Origin of the sequence: Streptomyces sp. NPDC057743, from assembly GCF_042798755.1 — a bacterium.
Classification (GTDB): Bacteria; Actinomycetota; Actinomycetes; order Streptomycetales; family Streptomycetaceae; genus Streptomyces.
In genome coordinates this window covers 26,872-49,019 of sequence record NZ_JBHVJX010000008.1, presented here as the reverse complement: position 1 = coordinate 49,019, position 22,148 = coordinate 26,872, and the positions used below count along the sequence as shown (strand labels likewise).

Below are 22,148 nucleotides of genomic sequence, written 5' to 3'. Positions count from 1 at the left end.
TCCGGGAAGCCGCGGTCAGCCGTCGGCGGGGCGGCCCTCGTCCGCTGTGGCGGACGGCGCCTCCGGCTGCGAGAGGTTCTGCAACTTCCGGGCTTGGTTGACCATGGTGAGCAGCGCGTCCAGGCTCTCCGACGAGAGTCCTTCGGCCCGCAGCGCGAGGTTGCGGATCTTGTTGTCGCGCAGCGCGGTGGCCAGCGCCAGTTGGGCGTTGACCCGCTCCGACACCTCGTCGTTGAGGAAGTATTCGGGTGGCACGCCGAAGAACTCCGCGAGGACGTCGAGCTGTTCCAGCGTCACGTTGCGTTTCTTGCCGGTGGCCAGTTCCCAGAGGTAGGTGGCGGAGATCGAGCCTCCTGTGGTGTCGCGGATCTCCTTGGCGAGCCGGGAGTACCCCGGTCGGGTGCGGGTGTCGGGGTAGAGGGTGTCGATCAACTGCCGTAACCGGCGCTCCAGTTGCCTCAGGATCGGTCGGTCGGCGTCGGCCTCTCCGCGTCTGTCCGGATCGATGCTGCGGCTCATGCGCCGGAGTCTAACTCCGGGGACGGAGGCGCTCCTTGGGAATCGGTCACGTTGAGCCGGGCGGCCGCAAGCCTCGGGCGGCGGCCGTGTTCGCCCGGCGCTCCGGTGCCCGTCGGCGAGGTCCGGGTGTGGTCCGCCGGCGTTCTGCGCGCGCGGAGCACCAACGGCGGCAGGCAGCAGGCCGACACCGCGACCAGCAGTGCCTGGTAGCCGGCGACCGGCCACAGACAGCCGTGCCCGGCCGCGGCCAGGCCCTGGGCCAGGGCCGGTGCGGTGCCCCCGAACGCGACGCCGGCGAGCTGCTGGGCGAGCGAGATGCCGGTGTAGCGCACCCGGGCCGGGAACGCGTCGACGAGCAGGGCGGCGACCACCGCGTACGCGATCGCGCTGGCCGTTTCCAGCGTGCCGACCCCCACCGCGATCCATCCCACCGAACCGGTGCCCAGGCACACGATGTTGGCCGGAATGGCGAGGAGGTAGAGGCCGAGCCCGGCGGCGAAGACCCGCCCGGTCCCGGCCCGGCGGGCGGCCAGCGCCGCGGCCGGCTGGACCAGGAACCGTGCCACGGCGGCGCACAGCACCACGGTGAGCACGGTCTCCCGGGGGAAGCCGATGTGCTCGGTCGCCCAGGACAGCACGAAGGTGCCGGCCAGATACGTCCCGGCGACCGGGATGGCGCAGACCCCGACGCACAGCAGCAGCGCGCCGGAATGGCGCCGCAGGGTGTCCCGTACCGGACGGGCCGCGACGTCCGCATGGCGGACCATCGAGGCGAACTCCGGCGATTCGGTGACCCGCAGCCGGATGGCGAGGCCGATGGCCATGAGGACGGCCGAGCCGAGGAAGGGGATCCGCCACCCCCACGTCAGGAAGTCCGCGTCGCCGAGCGCGGAGAAGGGGAGGAAGGCCGCACTGGCCAAGACCGAGGCCAGCGGGGTCCCTTGCTGGGCATAGGCGGTGAAGAAGGGCCGGCGGTCCTTCGGCGCGTGCTCGCCGGCGAGCAGGACGGCTCCGCCCCACTCCCCGCCCACCGCGATCCCCTGCACCAGCCGCAGCGCGCACAGCAGGACCGGTGCCGCGGTGCCGGCGAGGTGGTGGCCCGGCAGCAGCCCGATCGCGGTGGTCGCGGAGCCCATCAGCAGCAGGCTGGTCACCAGGCTGCGTCGCCGGCCGTGCCGGTCGCCGATGTGGCCGAAAATCACGGCGCCCAGCGGGCGGCCGACGAAGCCGACCCAGAGGGTGGCGAACGACGCCAGCACTCCGGTCCCCGAACTCGCCGCGGGGAAGAACACCTTGGGGAACACCAGGCCGGCCGACGTGGTGAATATGAAGAAGTCGTACCACTCGACGGTGGTCCCCACGAGGCCGGCGAACCCGGCCCGGTGGGCCTGGGAGAGCCTGCCGGGGGCGGTGGGGGCACGGGAGATGGGGGGCACGTCGCTCCGTTCGTCCGGGGGAAAGTCCGTTGTGGGCTACCGCAGTTGCCGAGAGCATGCGGAGGGGGGAGGGGGGCGACACTTCGGCGGACGGATTTGGCGCTTTCCCTCCGCCGGGAAGCCGCGCGCGGTCACCGACGAGGACCGGCCAACGTGCCATCCGCTATAGCGGATGCCTTGACGCTACAGAGTCCGCTGGATAGCGTCCCGATCGACTCCACCCGCGTGCCTCGCATGCGTAACGACAGGGCAAGACACCGCACTTGACCGTTCGTCCCGCTGAGGGAGGGCTGGCGTGTTCCGATCCGACGGTCCGCAGTCGCTCGTGCCGCGCGGCCTGCGCGCCGGCCGCCGATGTCCGGCTTCGCCGGGCCGCTGACCTCTCCGTCGCACCCCTTCGTTCGGCACGACGCCGGCCCGTGCCCCCGGGCCCCGCGCCCACGACCCCACCGGTGTGTGTTCCCGTTCAGCCGTGCCCGCTCACCCTGCGCCGGCTCCCCGTATACGGCAGCCACCGATTCGACCGATCGTGACAGGAATGGATGAAGATGCCGGAGGACGTATTACAGGCCGAGTCGACAGCGCCCGAGCTGGTGGGCGGTGCGCCGTCGCTCCCCGCCGGGACCGTCACCGAGCTCGCGGCCCGGGTCTACGAGCGCGCGCTGGACCGGAGCTCGATGACGGTGGACGAGGTGGCCCTGGAGCTGGGGGTGTCCAGCGGGCGGGCCGAGCGGGCGGTGGCGGATCTGCACGCGCTGCGGCTGATCAGACCGGTGAGCGGCGTCGCCTTCGCCGCGGTCAGCCCGGACGCGGCGCGGCTGGAGCTGACCGTCCCGCTGGAGCGGACGATCCACGACGCCCGCAGTGAACTCGCCGGAATCCAGGACCGTCTCCAGTCGTTCACCCACCTCTTCAACGACCGGCAAAGCTCCCGGCTGAGCCGACAACTGCTCATCAGCCTGGACGCCTCCGACGACATCCGCGCACGGCTGGCGCACCTGGCCGGCGGCTGTCGCTCGGAGCTGCTGATCATGCAGGCGGCGCACGCGGGGGCGGTGGCGGAGCTGGCCCTGGGCGGCCCCTTCGTCCTCGAACTGCTGCAACGCGGGGTGCGGACGCGGCTCATCTGCCCGCACACCCTGCGGGCCGACACCACCTCGCGCAGCTGGCTCGACCAACTCGCGGCGGCCGGCGCCGAGGTGCGGACCTGCAACGAGTCCTTCGATCCGCTGCTGATCTGCGACGGTGAGGTCGCCTTCCTCTGTGCCGGAGCCGACGGCGAGGACGCCGGCCCGGGGGTCCTCGCCTACGAACCGACCCTGGTCGGCTTCCTGCGCAAGACCTTCGAGCGCCGCTGGGAGACCGCGGCCCGGATCGACGCCGCCGAGCCGGGCTACGGGGAGACCCTCGGCCATCTGAAGGCGACGATCCTGGAGTTGCTGGCCTCCGGCCTCAAGGACGATGTGATCGCCCGCCGGGTGGGGATGTCCTCGCGCACCTTCCGGCGGCACATCGCGGCCATCATGCAGGAACTCCAGGCCGAGAGCCGCTTCCAGGCCGGCGCCCGGGCGGCGCTCAGCGGCCTGGTCGGGTGACGCGGGTCCGTCCGCCGGACCAGGCCGAGCGGTGTCGGCCGGCCCGGCGGTACGGACCGGGCTCATGCCCGGGCGGCCAGCTCGGCGCGCAACCGCCGGTTTTCCTCCTCCAGTTGGTCAAGGCGCTCCTCGAACGGGCGCAGCGCCTCGCGGAGTTCGGCCTCGGAGAAGCGGGGGGTGATGTGTTGCGGGCAGTTCCAGTTGAACCCCTCCACCCGCACGCTCAGCAGCCGCTCCACCCGCCCGTCGGTGCGCCGGGACTCCAACTGTGCGGTCAAATCTGGCCGTTCGGCGGGGTCGAGGGCGGTGGCGTGGCCCAGCAGCTTCAGGCGGGTGCGGTGCGGATAGTCCATGAAGAACAGCGCCACCCGGTCGTTGCCGCGGAGGTTGCCGGTGGTGATGTACTGCCGGTTCCCCCGGACGTCGGCGAAGGCCAGGGTGCGCTCGTCGAGGACGTGGACGAAGCCGGGCGGGCCGCCGCGGTATTGGATGTAGGGCCAGCCGTCCTCGCCGACGCTGGCCAGGTAGAAGCCGTCGCGGGACTCGATGTGCGCGGCCTCGAAGGAGGTCAGCAGGTCGGGGCCGTCGTCGGTCACCAGACGGGCGGCGGCGCCGGCGCTCCCGTTCTCCTCCTGGGTCCTGCGGACGTTCTCGGTGAAGGCCAGTTGGGCGAATCGGCTCACAACAGGGCTCCCTCGTAAGGACTTTGATGGATTTCGAGCACTACGAACGCCATCAAAATAAGCTACGATGCCCATCGTAGTGAATGACGCCCGTCGTAATAGGTCCTGGGGGTGGGCGGTACCGCGGCCCCGGTGAACGGACCCCATCGAGTGAGGAGTTGTTGCTCATGTGCGGAATCGCCGGCTGGGTCGACTACGACCGCGACGTACGCCAGGAACGGACCCTGCTCACGACCATGACCGAGACGATGGCCTGCCGGGGCCCGGACGCCGGCGGCGGCTGGAGCGACGAGCACGCCGCGCTGGGCCACCGCCGGCTGGCCGTCATCGACATCGAGGGCGGCCGGCAGCCGATGGTCTTCGCCGAGGGCGGCCGGGAGCCGGCCTGCCTCACCTACAGCGGCGAGGTCTACAACTTCACCGAGCTGCGCCGGGAGTTGATCTCGCGCGGCCACCACTTCCGCACCCGCAGCGACACCGAGGTCGTGCTGCACGGCTACCTCGAATGGGGCGAGGGCGTCGCCGAGCGCCTCAACGGCATGTTCGCCTTCGCCATCTGGGACGCCCGCACCCAGGAACTCCTCCTGGTGCGCGACCGGATGGGAGTCAAACCGCTCTACTACTTCCCGCGCCCGAGCGGCGTCATCTTCGGCTCCGAGCCCAAGGCGATCCTCGCCCACCCGGAGGTCGACCGCCGGGTGGGCATCGACGGCCTGCGGGAGCTGCTGGAGATGGTCAAGACGCCCGAGCAGGCGATCTTCTCCGGGATGTACGAGGTGCGGCCGGGGCAGACCGTACGGATTACCCGGCAGGGGGTCGTCAAGCGCCGCTACTGGCAGTTGGAGGCCCGGGAGCACACCGACGACCTGGACACCACCATCGCCACGGTGCGCGGTCTGCTCGACGACATCGTCGAACGGCAGATCGTCGCCGACGTCCCGCTGTGCACCCTGCTCTCCGGCGGCCTGGACTCCTCCGCGATCACCGCGCTGGCACACAAGGGCCTCACCGCGCGGGGCGACGGACCGGTCCGGTCCTTCGCGGTCGACTTCGCCGACCACGGCCAGGAGTTCGACGCCAACCCGATCCGCAGCACCCCCGACGCCCCCTTCGCCCGGGACCTGGCCGCCCACATCGGCGCCGACCACCACGAGATCATCCTCGACAGCAAGGAACTCGCCGACCCCGGCCTGAGGGCCAACGTGCTGCGCGCCCTCGACCTGCCGCCGGCGTACTGGGGGGACATGTACCCCTCCCTCTACCGCCTCTTCCAGACCGTACGGGCCCAGTCGACGGTCGCGCTGTCCGGCGAGTCGGCCGACGAGCTGTTCGGCGGCTACGTCTGGCACTCCGACCCGGAGTCGATCAACGCCGACGTCTTCCCCTGGCTGACCTCCAACACCAACGCCTACTACGACGGCAAGACGCTGCTCGACCCCAGCCTGCTGAACAAGCTCGGCATGTACGGCTTCCTGCGCGACAGTTACGCCCAGGCCGTCTCCGAGACCCCGGTGCTGCCGGGGGAGAGCGCCCAGAACCGGCGGATGCGGCAGATGTGGTACGTCAACATCACCCGCTTCGTGCAGACCCTGCTCGACCGCAAGGACCGGATGAGCATGGCCGTCGGCCTGGAGGTCCGGGTGCCGTTCTGCGACCACCGGTTGGTCGAGTACGCCTTCAACATCCCCTGGGAGTTCCAGCGGTTCGACGGCCGGGAGAAGAGCGTGCTGCGCGCCGCCGTCCGGGACCTGCTGCCGCAGTCCGTCCTGGAGCGCGTCAAGGTGCCCTACCCGACCACCCAGGACCCCAGCTACGAGCGGGCGCTCCGCGCAGAGCTGGCCGACGTGCTGGCCGACCCCGGCTCGCCGGTGCTGCCGCTGCTCGACACCGCCGCCACCCGCGCCCTCCTGGACTCCCCGCTGGGCACCACCAGCGCGATGACCTCCCGCACGGGCCTGGAGATGGCGCTGCACCTCAACTCCTGGCTGACCAGGTACGACATCGCGCTGGACCTGTAAGGCCGGTTCCGCACCACCACGATCACCCACTACGACGGGAGCACCATGCACGACAGGTCTGCCGCCAGCACCGAGGCGGCCCGTCCCACCGGCAGGTCCGGGGGGTTACGCGTTCTGGTATTGGCGTTCGGGGTTTTCGCCGTCGGCACCGATGAGTTCGTGCTCGCCGGGCTGCTGCCCCGGCTCGGCAGTTCCATGGACATCTCGATCGCCACGGCCGGACAAGTGGTCACCGCCTTCGGGCTGACCTGCGCGCTGCTCACACCGGTGCTGGCCACCCTCACCACCGGGTGGCGGCGCCGGCCGGTCCTCCTGGGCTCCCTGCTGGTCTATCTGGTGGGCAACGTGGCCACCGCGCTCGCCCCGTCCTTCGAACTGCTGCTGATCGCGCAGATCGTGGCGGCCGCGGGCACCGGGCTGTTCGTGCCGACCGCGGCGGTCACCGCGTCCTCGATGGTGGAGCCCGAACGGCGCGGCCGGGTGCTGGCGATCGTGACCACCGGCTTCACCACGGCGACCGCCCTGGGCGCGCCCATCGGCACCGCGCTGGGCGGCCAGTTCGGCTGGCGGGCCACCATCTGGTTCGTCGCCGCACTGGCCGTCCTCGGGCTCGTCGGGGTGCTCGCCGTCATCCCCCGCACGATCGCGGCCGCGGCCGACGGAGCGGGGGCGGCCCCCGACAGCCTGCGGGACCGGATAGCGCCGCTGGCCGACCGCCGGGTGCTGCCGCTGCTGGCCACCACGCTGGCGGCGTTCGGCGGGCTCTACATCCCCTACACCTACATCGCCGCGGTCTTCGAGCCGGCCACGCACGGCAGCGCCGACGCGCTGGCGGCCCTGCTGCTCGCCTTCGGTCTGACCGGGACCGTCGCCAACCTCTGCGGCGGCTTCCTCGTCGACCGGTTCGGCGGCCGCAAGGTCGTCACCGCGGCCCTGACGCTGCTGACCGTCTGCATGCTCGTACTGCCGCTGGCCACCGGCTCGTTGGCGATCGCCCTGCCGATGGTCGTGATCTGGTCGGTGGCGGCCTGGACCATCACCGCGCCCCAGCAGTACCGGCTGATCACCCTGCGGCCGGAGTCGGCGGCGGTGCTGGTCTCGCTCAACGCGGCGATCATCTACCTCGCGATCTCGCTGTCCGGAGTGCTCGGCGCGGTCGGGATGGGCTGGGTGGGCGCCGGCCGGCTCGGGCTGATCGCGGCGGTGCTGACCGCCGCCGCCATCGTGCTGTCCGAGCTGGGCCACCGGGCGGCTCGGCGGCACACCGCACCGGCCGCGGCGGGAGCGGCCGCCGAGCCGGCCCCCGCCGAACAGGGCTGATCCGCCGGCCGGTCGGCCGATATCCTGCGGGCAGACGACGAACCGACGTGGGGATGAGCGCCGTGGACGAGACCTGGATGGCGGAGCCCGATCTCGACGACATCGACATCGGCCAGGTGCTGCAGACCCTCGCCGACCCGGTGCGGCTGCAGATCGTCCGGCGGCTCGCGGGCGTCCACGAGTCGACCTGCAAGGCGCTGGAGATGCCGGTCAAGGTCTCCACGGTCTCCCACCACATCCGGATCCTGCGGGAGAGCGGGCTGGTCTCGACGCGGCTGGACGGCAGCGCCCGCCCCAGCCGGCTGCGACGAAAGGACTTCGAGCGCCGGTTCCCGGGCCTGCTGGACGCCATCTTGCACGCACCGCCGGCCAACTCCCGCCGCTCAGCCGGCGACTGACCCCGCCCGGCCCGACAGCCGGCCCGCGCCCCGTAGGCATTCCGCACGGGGCGCGGGTCGGCTTTTCGCTGCCCACCACCGGAAATGCCCCCGGGGCCGGCGCGGATTTCCGGTGACCGCTTGCGGCCAGGCCACTATCGGGCATTGAGCGGATTCCCCGCCGCTCGCTACTGTTTTCTCAGCGCCAAAAGGGCTTTCTTTGAAGGCGATTGGGGGCTGCGCAATGGTCAGCAGTGTGGTCAAGGGCAACGACCGGTTTCTGGGAATCCTGGAACGCCTCACCACCAAGGCGATAGACGACTACTACAACCCGTACCGACTCTTCGAGTGGCCGGACAAACTCCCCGACAACATGTGGTGGATGAGTCCCGAGCTGATGACCGTCCACGGCACCGAGGCGAGCGAACGGCTCAGCCAGGAGCAGCTCTACCGGCTCTCCCGGTACGAGAGCGTCAACTTCTACAGCCTGAACGTGCACGGAATCCGGGAACTCCTCATCGAGGTCACCCGGCGGATCCACACCAAGGGATTCGAGACGCCCTCGGAGTTCTTCCACCACTTCATCGGTGAGGAGAACGAACACATGTGGTTCTTCGCGGAGTTCTGCCTCCGCTACGGCGAGAAGATCTACCGGCAGCCGCCGGCCGGGGCGCTGAGTGTCCCGCACTCGAAGGCGGAGAGCCTGTTGGTCTTCGCGCGGATCCTGATCTTCGAGGAGCTGGTCGACCACTTCAACTCCCAGATGGCCCTGGACGACCGGTTGCACGAAACGATCCGGGCGATCAACCGGATCCACCACCAGGACGAGTCCCGGCACATCGCATTCGGCCGGGAACTGGTGGAGCTGCTTTTCGAGGACCTGCAAAAGTCCGCCACCCAGGAGGAGCTCGCCTCGATATCCGAGTACCTCCGGCGGTATATGCGTTACAGCGTCGAGACGCTGTTCAATCCGCAGGTGTACCGCGACGCGGGCATTCCCGACCCGCTGGCGGTCCGCGCCGAACTCCTCGAAGCGCAGTCCCACTTGGGATTCGAGCAGCGGATCTTCCGCAAGACCCTCAAGTACCTGGAGAAGACCGGACTCGTCGGCGAGTACCAGACGGTCTCCTGACGCCGGCGGAGGTGAGGTAAGGCATGACGCAACAGACAGTCGCGACCGCGGAAGCGGATGCGGGCGTGGCATCCCCCCTGGTCATTCTCGACCCGGAACAGACCGCCCTGATCAAGGAGTTGGACGGCGTCTTCACGGGCTGGGCGACCGAGGCCGGCGCGCGGGAGATCTGCCCGCCACCGCTCTACCGGATCTCCGATCTCGACAAGTTCGACGTCTACACCAACTTCCCGCACCTCGCGCTGGTGGCCGGCCCGCTCGACCCCGCGCGGGTGGTCGATCGGGCCCCGGGCGCCGGCTTCGAGGCCGAGGGCCTGCGCAGCGTTCGGCTGGGGCTCTCGCACGCGACGTGCTACGGCGCCTACCTCTTCTACGAGGGCGCGACGGTGGCCCCCCAGACACTGCTGACGCTGGTCAACCGCTGCTTCCGCAACGAGGACCACTACAGCGGACTGCGCCGGCTGATGAGCTTCCAGATGCGCGAGATCGTCGCGCTCGGCTCCTTCGACCACACCCAGCGAATACTGGAGTGCTTCACCCGCAGGATCGAGGAATTCGCCTCGGCGCTCTCGGTGAAGCTGGAAAAGGTGCCCGCCTCGGACCCCTTCTTCCAACGGGACGGCCAGCGGGCCCTCATGCAGAAGGTCAGTCCCGTCAAGTACGAGTTCCAGCACGGCGACCTCGCCATCGCCTCGGTGAACACCCACCGGAACTTCTTCGGCGAGCGCTGCGAAATCCGGCTGCCGGACGGTGCGTTCGCCTCCACCAGCTGTGTCGCCTTCGGCCTGGAACGCTGGCTGGACGTCCTGACCGAGCTGCACGACGGGGATGCCGTAAGCGCCGCGGAAAGCGTGCGCACGGCGGCCCGCGCGGTGGCCTGACATGCTGCGGGGCCGGATCGGCGTCGACCTCGTACCGCTGGAGAGGGTACGGGAGTTGGCGTCGCAGGACGGCAGCCCCCTGCTCCGCAGAATGCTCACCGCCGAGGAGCTGAACCTCGCCTACGACCCCACCCGGCCGGATATCCCCGGAATAGCCGGACGGATCGCGGCGAAGGAAGCGGTGTTCAAACTCTTCCGGAGTTCCGGGGAAACGCTGCCCTGGCTCGACACCAGAATCCTCAAGGCCCCCGGAGGCCGACCCACGGTCCATCTCGCGGGCCGCGCCGCACGGCTCGCCACCGCGTCCGGGCTCGGCCCGATAGAGGTGAGCATTTCGCACGACGGGCCCTATGCGATGGCCGTCGCCTGCTCCCTCGGACCGGACCCGGAAGCAACTGACCGACATCACACACCCGATGACCACGCATCAGGAGGAATCATGGCCTCGAACACCATCGGCGACGTCCACGACTGGATTCTGAGCAAGCACCCGGAGCGGACCTCGATCGCCCCCGACGAGAACCTCGTCGACAGCCGACTGGTCGACTCGCTCTCCTTCGTCGAATTGGTCTACATCATCGAGTCGGCCAGCGGCGTCGAGGTCGACTTCGACGCCATCGACATGAAGGACTTCCAGACCCTCTCCTCGATCGAGAAGGCGTTCTTCCACTGAACACCCCTCCCCGGCCGGGACAGCGGATCACCCATGGAAAGGAGTGCAGACGATGAGCCTCGCCGCGACGCTGGAGCGCATTGATTCCTTCGTTCCCGAAAAGGAGGTGAAGATCGAACAGGTCGCGGAGAGCCTGGGGCTGAGGCGCCCCGAAGTGGGGGTGTTCCGGAAGATCTACGGGCTCGACCGCCTCCGGTTCGACCCGGACCTGAACCTCTTCGACCTGGTGCTCCCGGCCGCCCGAAAGGCCCTGTCGGCGCTGCCCGAGGGCGGCCGGGTCAGCCAGGTGATCTTCGCCCACACCACGCCGACCCTCACCCCGCCGCACCTCGAACCGGCGCAGATCATCCGGGACCGCCTCGGCCTGTACGACGCCGAGGCGTTCGCCCTCAACCAGCAGGCGTGCGTGAGCAGTCTGGGCGCCCTCGACCTCGCCGCCGAACTGCTGCGGGCCGAGGGGGAGCCGGGCAGCCACGCCCTGATGGTCACCGGCGAACGGGCCTTCTCCCCGAAGGTCCAACTGATCCCGGACACCGCGATCATGGCCGATGCGGCCTCCGCGTGCCTGCTCACCCTGGGCGGGGCCGGCGACACCGTGGAGTCCTTCGTGACCCGCACCCGCGGGGAGTTCTCCGAGGGCCTGCTCCAGGGCAAGGAGCAGACCCAGCGGTTCGGCCAGCTCTACGCCCCGCTGCTCGCCGAGGTGATGCGGGAGGCGGCGGCCGGGGCCGGGCTGGACTTCGACGACATCGACCTGGTGATCCCGCACAACGTCAACGCGATCTCCTGGCGCAACACCATCAAGGAGATGGGCGCCGACCCCGCCCGCTTCTTCCTGGACAACGTCCCGGAGTTCAGCCACTGCTTCGCCTCCGACGTCTTCCTCAACTACACCACCTTGCGGGACGCCGGCCGACTGGTCGACGGCGGGCGCTACCTGCTGGTCTCGGTCGGCCTGGGCGCCACCTTCGGCGCCATGGTGCTCACCCACCGGAAGCGCTGAGCCGATGACCGACACCACTGGCAGCACCTACACGGCGCAGCTCAAGGCCGCCCTCACCGGCCGGCCCGACGCCCCCTTCGTCTGGCTGTGCAACTTCGAGGTCGAGGAGCGGTGGGCACAGGGATACCCCGGTCTGCCCGCCGCCCGGGTGGCCGGCGCCGCCCCCACCGTCCAACGGATGGAGGAGCTGGGCGCGTTGCTCGCCGACCCGTCCGACCACCTCCTGCTCGACCAGCACCTGGCGCCCGCCTTCCGGGCCTACGCCGACCGGATCGGCCTGGGTGCGCCGGCCGAGCTGGTGACGCCGGCGCCGGCCGGCCCCGGCGGCACCAGCCAGGCCGTGCTGGACTCGCCCGAACTCCTGGCGCGGCTGGGCAAGATCGCCGCGGACGGCGGATATCTGATGCCGATGGGCACCTCGGCGGCCGAGCAGAAGATCGCGGAGGCCACCGGGCTGCGGCTGGCGGTGCCCGCCGCGGACACCTTCGAACGGGTCAACAGCAAGATCTACAGCCGTCGGTTGGTGGACGAGCTGGGGCTGCGCGCCGTCCCCGGCTTCTGCTGCGAGACCACCGGGGAGCTGCGCCGGGCGCTGACCGAGGGCATCGCCGACGGGCCGCTGATCGTCAAGGACGCCTACGGGGTGTCCGGCAAGGGCCTGGTGGTGCTCGACGGCCCGGCCAAGGCGGAGCGGCTGCTGCGGATGGCCGACCGCCGGGCCCGGCGCACCGGCGACGACGCGCTGCACGTCGTCGTGGAGCGGTTCCTGCCCAAGGAGGCCGATCTCAACTACCAGTTCACGATCGACCGCACAGGCCAAGTCCGGTTCGACTTCGTCAAACAGGCCCTGACCGAGGGCGGGGTGCACCTCGGCCACCTGATGCCCGCCGACCTCACCGAGGGCCAGCGACATCAGCTCCGCGACGCGGCCGAGCGGATCGGCGCCCGGCTCTTCCACGACGGGTTCTTCGGCGTCGTCGGGGTGGACGCGCTGCTCGGTGCCGACGGGCTGCTGTACCCCGTACTGGAGATCAACGCCCGGCTGAACATGTCCAGTTACCAGGGGCGGATCACCGAGCGGTTCGCCGGCCCCAAGAGCCACGCGCTGGCCCGGCACTACCCGCTCAGGCTGCGGCGAGAGGTCTCCTTCGAGGAGGTGACGTCGGCCCTCGGCCCGCTGGCCGCGCCCCCCACCGGGGGCACGGGTGCGGTCCTCACCTGCTTCGGCACCGTCAATGCCCAGGCGGGCACCGCCAGTCCCTTCCCGGGACGGCTCTACGCGCTCCTGGTGGCCCCCGGCCGCGCGGAGCTGCACGCACTGGACCGCCGCATCACCGAAGCGCTCCGCCCGCTCGACACCGCCGGGAGTACACCATGACCAGCACGGAACGCCACATCCAAGGGGTGCCGGTCTCCAGCATCGGCGAGCGGTTCGGCACCCCGCTGTTCGTCTACGACGCGGAAGTGCTGCGCGCCACCTACGAGGAACTGCGCACCCTGCTCCACCCCGCCATCGACATCTTCCTGTCCCTCAAGGCCAACCCCAACCTCAGCATCTGCTCCTACCTCGGCTCGCTCGGCGCCGGCGCGGAGGTCTCGTCCCTGGTGGAGCTGCTGACCGCCCAACGGGCCGGCATCGCGGCAAAGGACACCATCTTCCTCGGCCCCGGCAAGACCACCGACGAGCTACGGGCCTGCCTCGCCGCCGACCTGTACGCCGTGGTCTGCGAATCGCTCGCGGAGGTACGGGAGGTGGAACGGCTGGCCGCCGAGGTCGGCCGGACCGAGGTCCCGGTGATCCTCCGGGTCAACCCGGACTTCCACACCAAGGGCTCCGGGCTCGCGATGGGCGGCAAGCCCCGCCAGTTCGGCATCGACGCGGAGGTGCTGCGCACCTCGCCCCGGGAGCTGGCCGGACTGCGCCGGGTCCGGATCCGCGGCATCCACGCCTACATGGGCACCCGGTTCCTCAACCACCAGGACCTGGTGCACAACACCGCGCAGATCCTGGAGCTGGCCGACGCCCTCGCCGACGACCTCGGCATCCCGCTGGAGGCCGTCGACTTCGGCGGCGGGTTCGGCGTCGCCTACTTCGACAACGAGACCGACCTCGACCTCAAGGCCCTCGCCGCCGGCATCAACGAGGTCGTCGAACCCTTCGTCGCCGCCCACCCGGGCTGCCGGCTGATCAACGAACTCGGTCGCTACCTCACCGCGTGGTGCGGGACGTACGTCGTCCGGGCGCTGTACGTCAAGGAGTCGGTGGGCGAGCGGTTCGTGGTGGCCGACGGCGGCACCAACCACCACATGGCCGCGGTCGGCGTCGGCAGCTTCGTCAAGCGCAACTTCCCGCTGCGCTCCCTGACCCGCTATCAGGACGAGCCCACCGGCTGGTACACCGTCACCGGTCCGCTGTGCACCCCCAACGACGTCATCGGCAAGCGCGTCGCGCTGCCCGAGGTCGCCCCCGGCGACCTGCTGGGCGTCGAGCGCTCCGGCGCCTACGGACCCAGTGCGTCCCCCGGCCTCTTCCTCAGCCACGGATTCCCGGCCGAGGTCCTGGTCCACGACGGCGTCGCCCATCTGGTCCGGGAGCGCGACACCAGCGAGGACCTGCTGGCCCGACAACGACTCGTCCCCTTCCCGCCCGTACACCGACAGGAGTGAGTGGCAATGGACCGTCAGCACCTGATGAAGGCGGCCGGGGCCGCCCTGAGCGAGGTCCTCGAACGCGAGGTCACCGGCCTCACCGAGGCCACCCGGCTCTTCGAGGACCTGCACCTGGACTCCACCTCCGTCCTGGAGCTGCTGATGGCGCTGGAGGACGCCATGGGGCTCGAAGTCGACCCCGAAGACCTCGACATGGACGACTTCGCCACGGTCGGCACCCTCCTGACCTACCTGGAGTCCCAGCCGGACGCCACCGCCCCCACGACCCCGTAAGGAGCGCCCATGCCCTCGTTACGCGCCGCCGCATCGGTGCTCGCACCGCCGCACCAGCCGTACGACGACGACCCCTCGATGCTCGCCTTCTACCGGGACCTGGTCGAGCCGTTCGGCTCGACCGTGGACGAGGACCTGCTGCGCGCCGCGCCGCACGTCAGCCACCGCGACCTGGTGGACCACCTGGCCGGGGACGACGCCCTCAAGGACGCCCGCCCGGAGCTGATCGTGCTGGCCTCCGCGCTGCCGGACCTCCACCCCTTCACGATGGTCGCCCCGCACCTCAACATGCGGTTCGGCAACCGCGCCACCAGCTTCGGCATCTGTGGGCAGGGTCTGGCCGCGCCGTTCACCGCCCTGCGGACCGTGGCCGCCTTCCAGCGCGCCGGCCGCTGCGATCAGGCGCTGATCGCCGTGCTCGAACAGACCACCCTGCCCACCTACCACCCGCTCACCCACCAGACCCCGCTGAAGGACTCCGCGGTCGGGCTCCTCCTGGGCTCCGGCGACGGGCCCCGACTGGGCGGGGTGGAGACCGTCCCGTTCGGCACCCCGGTCGCCGACCGGCTGACCCAACTCGCGGACGAGGACGCGCTGTTGGTGCTCGGCCCGGGCGTCGACCCGACGGGCCTGCCGGCCACGGTGCGGACCTATCAGGCCGGTACCGGCACGTACTGCACCAGCGTCTGGCTCGCTCTCGCCGACCACTGGCGCGCCTGGCAGCACGACCACGCCACCGTCGTGCTGTGCGACACCGACGTCCGCACCGGCCGCACCCACCTGGCCGTGCTGCGCGCGGCGGCCGCCCCGGAGCCCGGTGCGCCGGCCGGTCGCCGGGCCGCACTGGCGGCCGGCCGCTAGGGCCCGCCGATGTGGATCGGGCTCGACGCGCTGCACACGGACGAGCTGGACCGGCTGCTCGCCCGCCCCTGGTTCCGCGCGTACACCTACGCACCGGAGGAGCTGGCACTGGCCGACTCCTTCGGGCCCGAGCGGGCCCGGGAGTTCCTCGCCGGCCGCTTCGCCGGCAAGGAGGCGGTGCTCAAGGTGCTGCGCCCCGGGGCCGGCGGGCGCATCCCCCCGCGGCAGGTGGCCATCGTCCGGACCGGCGGCGGGGCGCCGCTGGTCCGGCTGAGCGGGGCGGCCGCCCGTCGGGCCGCGGAACTGGAGCTGGCCGAGGTGAGCCTGTCCATCTCCCACAAGGGCGACTTCGTCGTCGCCGCGGCGATGGCGCTGGCCGAGGGGGTGGAACCGGACCTCACACCGCCGTGACCGCATCAACTCGCCCAAGCCAGCCCGGACTTGGTGCCAACCACAGAGAGCGAGGCATCCGATGACCACAGAGGCAACCGGGCGGGCGAACGGCTGGGTGCAGGTGCCGCACCCCGCGCAGTGCCCCCGCCTGCGGGTGGTGTGCGCCCCGCACGCCGGCGCCTCCGCGAGCGCCCTGAACCACCTGGCCCAGGCGCTGGCCCCGTCCGCGGAGGCACTGCTGATCCAGTACCCCGGGCGGCAGGGCTTCCGCGGCGAGCCGCTGATCGGCGACATCGGCACCCTGGCCGGACGGATCCGGGACGCGCTCGGACCGTGGACCGACCGGCCGCTGGCGGTCTACGGCCACAGCATGGGTGCCGCCGTCGCCTTCGAGGTGGCCCGGCGGCTGGAGGGCGGCGGCGTCCCCGTGCACCGGCTGATCGTCTCCGGACGGCGCGCCCCCGCCACGGGGCTGGGCCTCACGCCGCCCCCGGACGACGAGATCGTGGCCGAGCTGAGGGAACTCGGGACCGTGCCGCCCGCCCTCCTGGACCGCCCCGGCTTCCGCAAGTCGATCCTGTCGGTGCTCCGGAACGACTACGAGGCGAACGCGGCGTACCGCTGCCCGCCGGACACCACCGTGAACTGCCCGATCACCTTCCTCGTCGCCGACGCCGACCCGTACATCGACCCCGGGACGCCGGCCGCCTGGGAGGCCCATACGAAGGGGGGCTTGAGGACCGTCCGCTTCACCGGCGGACATTTCTTCCTCGACGACCACCTCGCGGAGGTGGCCGCGGAGATCACCGCGACCAGCACGCCCTGACGGACCCCTGACAGCCCGCGAAAACGCCTGCGGGCGCCCCTGACATCCGGACGGAAAGGAACGCGAACACCGTGAAGACCGTTTCCCACACCTCCCAATGGACCGCCGCGGCCCGCGCGTTGGAGACCGAGCGCGACCGCGACCCCCTCTTCCAGGACCCGCTGGCGCGGAAGCTGGCGGAGCCGGACGGGTTCGAGCTGCTGGACAAGTACGGCGGCGGCGGGCTGGTCGAGTTCGTGGCGATCCGCACCCGCTACCTGGACGACGCGGTCACCACCCGCCTCGACGCCGGCATCCGCCAGGTCGTCTTCATCGCCGCGGGCATGGACACCCGTGCCTACCGCCTGAGTTGGCCGGACGACGCGGTCGTCTACGAGGTGGACCACCACGCCCTGGTCGACGAGAAGGAGGCCCGTCTCGAAGCCCTCGGGGCCAAGCCCGCCGTCGAACTGCGCCGGGTCCGCGCCGACTTGGCCGGCGACTGGCTTCCCGAGCTGAAGAAGGCGGGCTTCGACCCGGACAAGCCCACCCTGTGGGTCGCCGAGGCGCTGCTCTTCTTCCTGACCCCCGAGCAGTCGGCCACCCTGCTGCGGACCCTGCACGCCGGCTCGGCACCGGGCAGCGAACTGTCCCTGGACATCCTCAGCAAGCAACTGCTGCGCAGCCCGGCCACCCAGTTCTTCCTGGCGGCCCTGAAGGCCGACGGCATTCCGTGGCTCTTCGGCACGGACGAGCCCGAGGCGTTCCTCGCCGCCAACGGCTGGACCCTGCGCGAACTCAAGGAACCGGGAGAGCCGGGCGCCGGCGAGGGCCGCTGGCCGTACGCGGTGCAGCCCCGCTCGGAGAAGGGCGTCTCCCGCAACTGGCTGATCCGCGCCGAGGTCTCCCCGAACCACCCCGCCTGACAGCCCGCACCCCCACCCCGTCCGGCCGGTCCCTGCCTGGGGCCGGCCGGCGGAGCACCGCGCGAAGGGGCCGCCGGCGCGAGCGCCGGCGGCCCCTTCGGGTGCGCGGTCAGTGGCCCTTGCGGATGCCAGGACCTAGCGCTCGATGAGCGCGAACAGGCCCTCCCAGCGCCCCACGATCTCGTCGGTGGAGAACCGCTGGATGTTCTCCCGGGCCGCGACGCCCATCCGGTCCCGCAGCTCCTGGTCCGACATCAACGTGTCCAAGTGTCGGGCGAATTCGGTGATGTTGCCCGGAGGCGCCAGGAAGCCGTCGATGCCGTCGGTGATGATCTCGCGCACGCCCGGCGCCACGTCGAACGCCACGCACGGCACCGCGGTGGCCATCGCCTCCATGGGGGCGAGCGGGAAGCCCTCGCCGCGCGAGCTCAGCGCGAAGACCGCGCTCTGACGCAGCGCCCCGGTCACATCGCTGGTCCGCCCCATCCACTCGACCGAATCGGTCACCCCGAGCTCCGCGGCCAGCTTGCGCAGCGCCTCGGCCTCCTCACCGGAGCCGTAGATCCGCAGCGTCCAGTCCGGGTGCTGCGGGGCGACCCGCGCCCACGCCTCCAGGAGCAGGTCGACGCCCTTCTCCTCGTGCAGCCGGCCGATGCTGGTGACGACCTTCTGCGCGCGCTCGGAGGGGACTTCGGGGAAGAACGGCAGCGGGTTCGGCATGAAGCCGACGTTGTCCATCCGCTGCCGGATCCACTTGTCGGCGTCCTCCCGGGTGAGCGGCAGCATCCGGTCGACGTCCTGGTAGAACCGCTTGACGCGGGCGAACCGGGAGGACTTGCGGCAGGTCTCGAAGGACTCGTGGCTCATGCCGATGACCGGCAGCCCGGCGGTGTCCGCCAGCGCCACCCACTCCATCGCCCACACCTGGGTGACGATCACCACGCCACCCGGCCGCGCGGCCCGGAACAGCGCGCTCATCTTGGCGGCCTGCTCGTGCATCCCGGCCTCGCGGGCGGCCCGGCGGCGCTGCTCGACGACGTTCAGCTTGTCCTTCAGGCCGCGCACCGGGCGGACGCTCGGCGGGTGCACGTCGTAGAGCGTGGTGGTCCGGTACGGCAGGTCCGGGCCGAGCTCGTGGACCCGGCCCTCGGGCGGCGGCACGATCCCGATGACGTGCACCCGGTGGCCCCGCTCGGCGAACAGCCGGGCCATCTGGTGCGACCAACTGGTGATGCCGCCCAGCTCGTTGACGCTGTTGGAGACGAAGAAGATGTCCCGCGGCTCGGCTGCGTTCGACTTGGTCATCAACGGCTCCACTGCGCAAAGAACTGGTCGACGATGCTCTGTGCGGCGTCGCCCTGGTCGTATTCCCCGAACTTGGCGACGAATTCCTTGCGGTCCTTGGCGTATTCCTGCTGCTGGGACTCGAAAGACTTGAGGGTCTCGAAGAAATCTTCCTCGGTGCGCACTACCGGGCCCGGCGCGTGTTCCAGCAGATCGAAGTACGTTCCGCGGCCCTCGTGCACATATTCGTCGTAGTCGTAGGTGAAGAACACCAACGGCCGGTCCAGCAGCGCGTAGTCGAACATCACCGACGAATAGTCCGTGACCAGGCCGTCGGCCAGCTGAAGGATCGGGGTGATGTCGTGGCGCGCGGAGACGTCGATGACCCGGCTCTGGACGGTCGGCGGCAGCACCACGTGGTTGAGGTAGTGCGAGCGCACCAGCAGGACGTAGCGGTCGCCGAACTCGTCGGCGAAGCGCTCCACGTCGAAGGGGAGCGCGAACCGGCCGTGCCGGCCGCCCGCCTTGCGGAACGTCGGCGCGTACAGCAGCACCTTCTTGTCGGCCGGAACGCCCAGCTCCGCCGCCAGCGGGCCGCGCTCGCGGTGGCCGGACTCGGCCTCCTTCAGCCGGGCCCGCACCAGGGCGTCGTTGCGCGGGTAGCCGACCCGCAGCAGGGTCTTCTCCTTCAGCCGGAACGCCTTGGCCAGCGTGCGCGCGTCGTGCTCGGTGCGGCACAGGAACCGGTCGAAGCGGTCCAACGAGCGCTGCTGCTCGGCCTGTTGCTGACGGGTCTGCGCCTTGAGCGAGGGCTGGTCGAAGCCCATGTTCTTCAGCGCCGAGCCGTGCCAGGTCTGGATGTAGGTGGTCTCGGGGCGCTTGGTCAGCTTCAGCGGGTAGCTCTGGTTGTCCACCCAGAACTCGGCCTGGGCCAGCGCCTTGAGGTACGGCAGCGACCAGCGCTTGACCAGCGTGGCGTCCTTGGGGAAGTCCTTGGGGGACCCGGCGTACGCCCAGATCGCCTCGAACTTCAGGCCCTGCCGGCGCATCTCCTCGTAGATCGCGCGCGGGCTGTCGCTGTACTGCTTGCCCAGGTGGCTCTCGAAGACCACCGTGCGCTTCTTGATCGGCAGCCGGCTGAACACCTCGTGGTACGCCCGGAGCTTGGTGTCCCCGGAGGTGAGCGTCTTGCGCAGCGCCTTGGCCTTGCGGTAGCCGGCCTTGGCCAGCGTCCCGGGCTTGCCGCGGACGCCCTTGGCGATGAACTCCTGCACCCGCTCGGCGCTCTGGCTCTCGCTGATCAGGCGGAACGCCAGGTGGCCCTTGGAGGAGATGTGCGGCTCGATGTGGTCGGCGACCATCCGGGTCAGCCGCGGGCGGACCGGCAGCGGCCCGCCGGCCAGCTCGGTGTCGGCGACGGTGAGTCGGGACGTGGTGAGCTTCCCGTCCGCCTTCAGGCGCAGCCGGACGTCCCAGATGGAGTCGACGATGCCGAGCGGGCGCAGCGTGCCGGTGACGTCCGCGTCGGTCTCCCAGACCACCGCGTCGCCCTCGTGGCGCACCGAGCGCACCGGGAAGGTGAAGGACTGCAGGCTGCGGCGGCGGGCGCTGAACTCCAGCTCGGCGGAGAGCTTGGCACCCTCGGGGATCACGCCGAGCGGGTTGGTGATCCGGCCGGCCAGCGAGACGGTGGTGCCGGACTCGGCGAAGGAGGTCAACTGGTTGCGCAGGAACAGCTGGTTGACCGGCTTCTCGTGGTAGCCGATCTCGGTCACGTCCAGCACCTCGCGGCCGAACGCGTCGTCGAGGTGCCCGTCGCACCAGTAGATCCGGCCGTCGCGCTGGGCCAGCGGCGAGGAGAGCTTGTCGCGGTTGATGAGGGTGTCGACCGCCGGGATGAGGTTGTCCCAGTCGCCCTTCTGGAGCAGGTAGGCGCAGATGGCCTGTATCGGCAGGACCCGCTCGTACGCCTCCGGGGAGATGCCGGCGAGGTACTCCTGGGAGAGCTCGGCGAACTCCCGGCGGTACGCCTCGTCCCGGAAGGGCAGGTCCCGCAGGTGCAGCACCAGGTCGTGCTTGAGGAACTTGACGTCCTTGGCGAGCTTCATCTCGGTGAGCCCGCGCTCCGCCAGCGCGGCGTCGATCCGCCGGTGGACCTCCAGCCGGTGGATGTAATTGGTCATCTCGTGCCGTCGGTTCGTCACCGACTTCACGGCGGACTTCTCGAAGACGTTCCAGAAGTAGACCTGATTGGGAATCAGCGTGATGCGGTTCGCCGCGAGGTAGGCGTCCGCGATAAACATCAGGTCCTCGTAGAACATCCCCTTGGGGAAGCGGAGGTCGTTCTCGATGAGGAATTCGCGGCGGTAGCACTTGTTGGTGGAGAGGGTGTCCCACACAAAAAGGTCCGGCAATTCCGTGACCGACTCCAGGGTGCGGGTCGTGGAATAGAGCCAGTTGTACCACTCGTCGCGCTTCTGGTTCCGGGTGTCCCGGTGAACGCGCACGCAGAGGCCGGAGACGATGTCCGCCTCGGTTTCCTCGGCGGCCGCCAGCAAATTGCGGCAGGCGTTGTGCTCCAGGACGTCATCGCTGTCCAGGAACATGACGTACTGTCCGCGCGTGTGCTGAATGCCGGCGTTCCGCGGCTCGCCGCCGGCGCCGCTGTTCTCCGGCAGTTGGAAAGCTCTGACGCGGCCGGGGTGGGCGGCCGCGAGCTCCTGCGCGACGTCGAAAGAACGGTCGGTGCTGCAGTCGTCGACGATCACCACCTCGACGTCCCGAAGCGTCTGGTCCAGGACGGACTGGACCGCGGTCGGCAACCGGTCGGCGTCGTTGTAGACAATGACGACTACTGAGACGTCAGGCACAGGCACCTCAACCCTCTTTCGCTGCTGTTTGCGGCCAGAATAGCCCCATCTACACATGGGGTTTACGACCACCCGCACCCGGTCTGCTACACGTGGTGACGGAGTGCCGCCCGAGGAAGGGCAGGTTCCGGCTAGCAGGTATGACGACGACGATGGTCAATCGGTTGCACGTCAGTGGGTGCGGTCGGATCTTTATCGGATTCCGATCATGCCGGTGACCCCGACCTCTCGGAGTTGACGGGGTGGGGAAATGTCGTTCGAGAGCGAGCGGAAAAGATCGATTACCCGGATTTTGTCCGGACGATCCGGCGGGCCGTTGTGCCCGTCCGGCCGCCCCGAAGTGGCACATGACACAGCGGCAGGTGGGCGGGCGGAGTGACGAAGGCGACGCCGTCCGCGTAGGAAGGGCGTGAAGACGGGCACCTCCGT

General features: G+C 70.4%; 20 protein-coding genes. 15 read left to right on the top strand and 5 right to left on the bottom strand.

What is annotated here, in order from left to right:
• Window positions 1-15 precede the first annotated feature (15 nt).
• Complete coding sequence (locus ACFVFQ_RS11275; protein ID WP_383412515.1) at window positions 16-519, bottom strand: hypothetical protein; 504 nt, start codon at window positions 517-519, stop codon at window positions 16-18.
• Window positions 516-1,955, bottom strand: coding sequence for an MFS transporter (locus ACFVFQ_RS11270; RefSeq protein ID WP_383412512.1), 1,440 nt, complete (start codon window positions 1,953-1,955; stop codon window positions 516-518). The genes ACFVFQ_RS11275 and ACFVFQ_RS11270 overlap by 4 nt, the downstream gene beginning before the upstream one ends.
• A gap of 542 nt (window positions 1,956-2,497) precedes the next feature.
• On the opposite strand from ACFVFQ_RS11270, the gene ACFVFQ_RS11265 reads away from it, so the two are divergent.
• Window positions 2,498-3,550, top strand: a complete 1,053-nt coding sequence (locus tag ACFVFQ_RS11265) for a LuxR C-terminal-related transcriptional regulator (RefSeq protein ID WP_383412508.1) — start codon at window positions 2,498-2,500, stop codon at window positions 3,548-3,550.
• A 62-nt stretch (window positions 3,551-3,612) separates the two neighbouring features.
• On the opposite strand, the gene ACFVFQ_RS11260 is transcribed toward ACFVFQ_RS11265, so the two are convergent.
• A complete protein-coding gene (locus ACFVFQ_RS11260; RefSeq protein ID WP_383412504.1) occupies window positions 3,613-4,233 on the bottom strand; it encodes a pyridoxamine 5'-phosphate oxidase family protein in 621 nt (206 codons plus the stop codon).
• A 167-nt stretch (window positions 4,234-4,400) separates the two neighbouring features.
• On the opposite strand from ACFVFQ_RS11260, the gene asnB reads away from it, so the two are divergent.
• The 14 genes from asnB (at window position 4,401) to ACFVFQ_RS11190 (ending at window position 17,565) form a co-directional block, all read left to right on the top strand.
• Window positions 4,401-6,251: an asparagine synthase (glutamine-hydrolyzing) gene (gene asnB / locus ACFVFQ_RS11255; RefSeq protein WP_383412500.1), complete on the top strand. Its 1,851-nt coding sequence runs from the start codon at window positions 4,401-4,403 to the stop codon at window positions 6,249-6,251.
• 45 nt (window positions 6,252-6,296) lie between these two features.
• Window positions 6,297-7,571, top strand: coding sequence for an MFS transporter (locus ACFVFQ_RS11250; protein ID WP_383412497.1), 1,275 nt, complete (start codon window positions 6,297-6,299; stop codon window positions 7,569-7,571).
• A gap of 53 nt (window positions 7,572-7,624) precedes the next feature.
• Window positions 7,625-7,969 (top strand): ArsR/SmtB family transcription factor, encoded by a 345-nt coding sequence (locus tag ACFVFQ_RS11245; protein ID WP_383412494.1) that lies wholly within the window; start codon window positions 7,625-7,627, stop codon window positions 7,967-7,969.
• A gap of 223 nt (window positions 7,970-8,192) precedes the next feature.
• Window positions 8,193-9,080 (top strand): diiron oxygenase, encoded by an 888-nt coding sequence (locus ACFVFQ_RS11240; protein WP_383412491.1) that lies wholly within the window; start codon window positions 8,193-8,195, stop codon window positions 9,078-9,080.
• A 23-nt stretch (window positions 9,081-9,103) separates the two neighbouring features.
• Window positions 9,104-9,961 (top strand): hypothetical protein, encoded by an 858-nt coding sequence (locus tag ACFVFQ_RS11235; protein WP_383412488.1) that lies wholly within the window; start codon window positions 9,104-9,106, stop codon window positions 9,959-9,961.
• Between the two features lies 1 nt (window position 9,962).
• Window positions 9,963-10,634 carry a holo-ACP synthase gene (locus ACFVFQ_RS11230; protein WP_383412485.1) on the top strand — a complete coding sequence of 224 codons (672 nt, stop codon included), beginning with the start codon at window positions 9,963-9,965 and terminating at the stop codon, window positions 10,632-10,634.
• Window positions 10,635-10,686: 52 nt separating this feature from the next.
• The gene (locus ACFVFQ_RS11225) at window positions 10,687-11,637 is read left to right on the top strand and encodes a 3-oxoacyl-ACP synthase III family protein (protein WP_383412482.1); all 951 of its coding nucleotides are present in this window, start codon (window positions 10,687-10,689) and stop codon (window positions 11,635-11,637) included.
• A gap of 4 nt (window positions 11,638-11,641) precedes the next feature.
• Window positions 11,642-13,015, top strand: coding sequence for an ATP-grasp domain-containing protein (locus ACFVFQ_RS11220; protein WP_383412479.1), 1,374 nt, complete (start codon window positions 11,642-11,644; stop codon window positions 13,013-13,015).
• Complete coding sequence (locus ACFVFQ_RS11215; protein WP_383412476.1) at window positions 13,012-14,304, top strand: type III PLP-dependent enzyme; 1,293 nt, start codon at window positions 13,012-13,014, stop codon at window positions 14,302-14,304. The genes ACFVFQ_RS11220 and ACFVFQ_RS11215 overlap by 4 nt, the downstream gene beginning before the upstream one ends.
• Window positions 14,305-14,310: 6 nt before the next feature.
• Window positions 14,311-14,580: an acyl carrier protein gene (locus ACFVFQ_RS11210; RefSeq protein WP_383412473.1), complete on the top strand. Its 270-nt coding sequence runs from the start codon at window positions 14,311-14,313 to the stop codon at window positions 14,578-14,580.
• 9 nt (window positions 14,581-14,589) lie between these two features.
• Window positions 14,590-15,441, top strand: coding sequence for a hypothetical protein (locus ACFVFQ_RS11205; RefSeq protein WP_383412470.1), 852 nt, complete (start codon window positions 14,590-14,592; stop codon window positions 15,439-15,441).
• A gap of 9 nt (window positions 15,442-15,450) precedes the next feature.
• Complete coding sequence (locus ACFVFQ_RS11200; RefSeq protein ID WP_383412467.1) at window positions 15,451-15,852, top strand: holo-ACP synthase; 402 nt, start codon at window positions 15,451-15,453, stop codon at window positions 15,850-15,852.
• A 61-nt stretch (window positions 15,853-15,913) separates the two neighbouring features.
• Window positions 15,914-16,660 carry a thioesterase II family protein gene (locus ACFVFQ_RS11195; protein WP_383412461.1) on the top strand — a complete coding sequence of 249 codons (747 nt, stop codon included), beginning with the start codon at window positions 15,914-15,916 and terminating at the stop codon, window positions 16,658-16,660.
• A gap of 71 nt (window positions 16,661-16,731) precedes the next feature.
• A complete protein-coding gene (locus ACFVFQ_RS11190) occupies window positions 16,732-17,565 on the top strand; it encodes a class I SAM-dependent methyltransferase (RefSeq protein WP_383412458.1) in 834 nt (277 codons plus the stop codon).
• A 135-nt stretch (window positions 17,566-17,700) separates the two neighbouring features.
• Here the strand turns inward: ACFVFQ_RS11190 and ACFVFQ_RS11185 are convergent, their stop codons facing one another.
• Together ACFVFQ_RS11185 and ACFVFQ_RS11180 are read right to left on the bottom strand one after the other, a co-directional pair.
• Window positions 17,701-18,870, bottom strand: a complete 1,170-nt coding sequence (locus ACFVFQ_RS11185; protein ID WP_383412455.1) for a glycosyltransferase — start codon at window positions 18,868-18,870, stop codon at window positions 17,701-17,703.
• Window positions 18,870-21,776 (bottom strand): CDP-glycerol glycerophosphotransferase family protein, encoded by a 2,907-nt coding sequence (locus ACFVFQ_RS11180; protein WP_383413096.1) that lies wholly within the window; start codon window positions 21,774-21,776, stop codon window positions 18,870-18,872. Before ACFVFQ_RS11180 ends, ACFVFQ_RS11185 begins: the two co-directional genes overlap by 1 nt.
• Window positions 21,777-22,148: the final 372 nt, after the last annotated feature.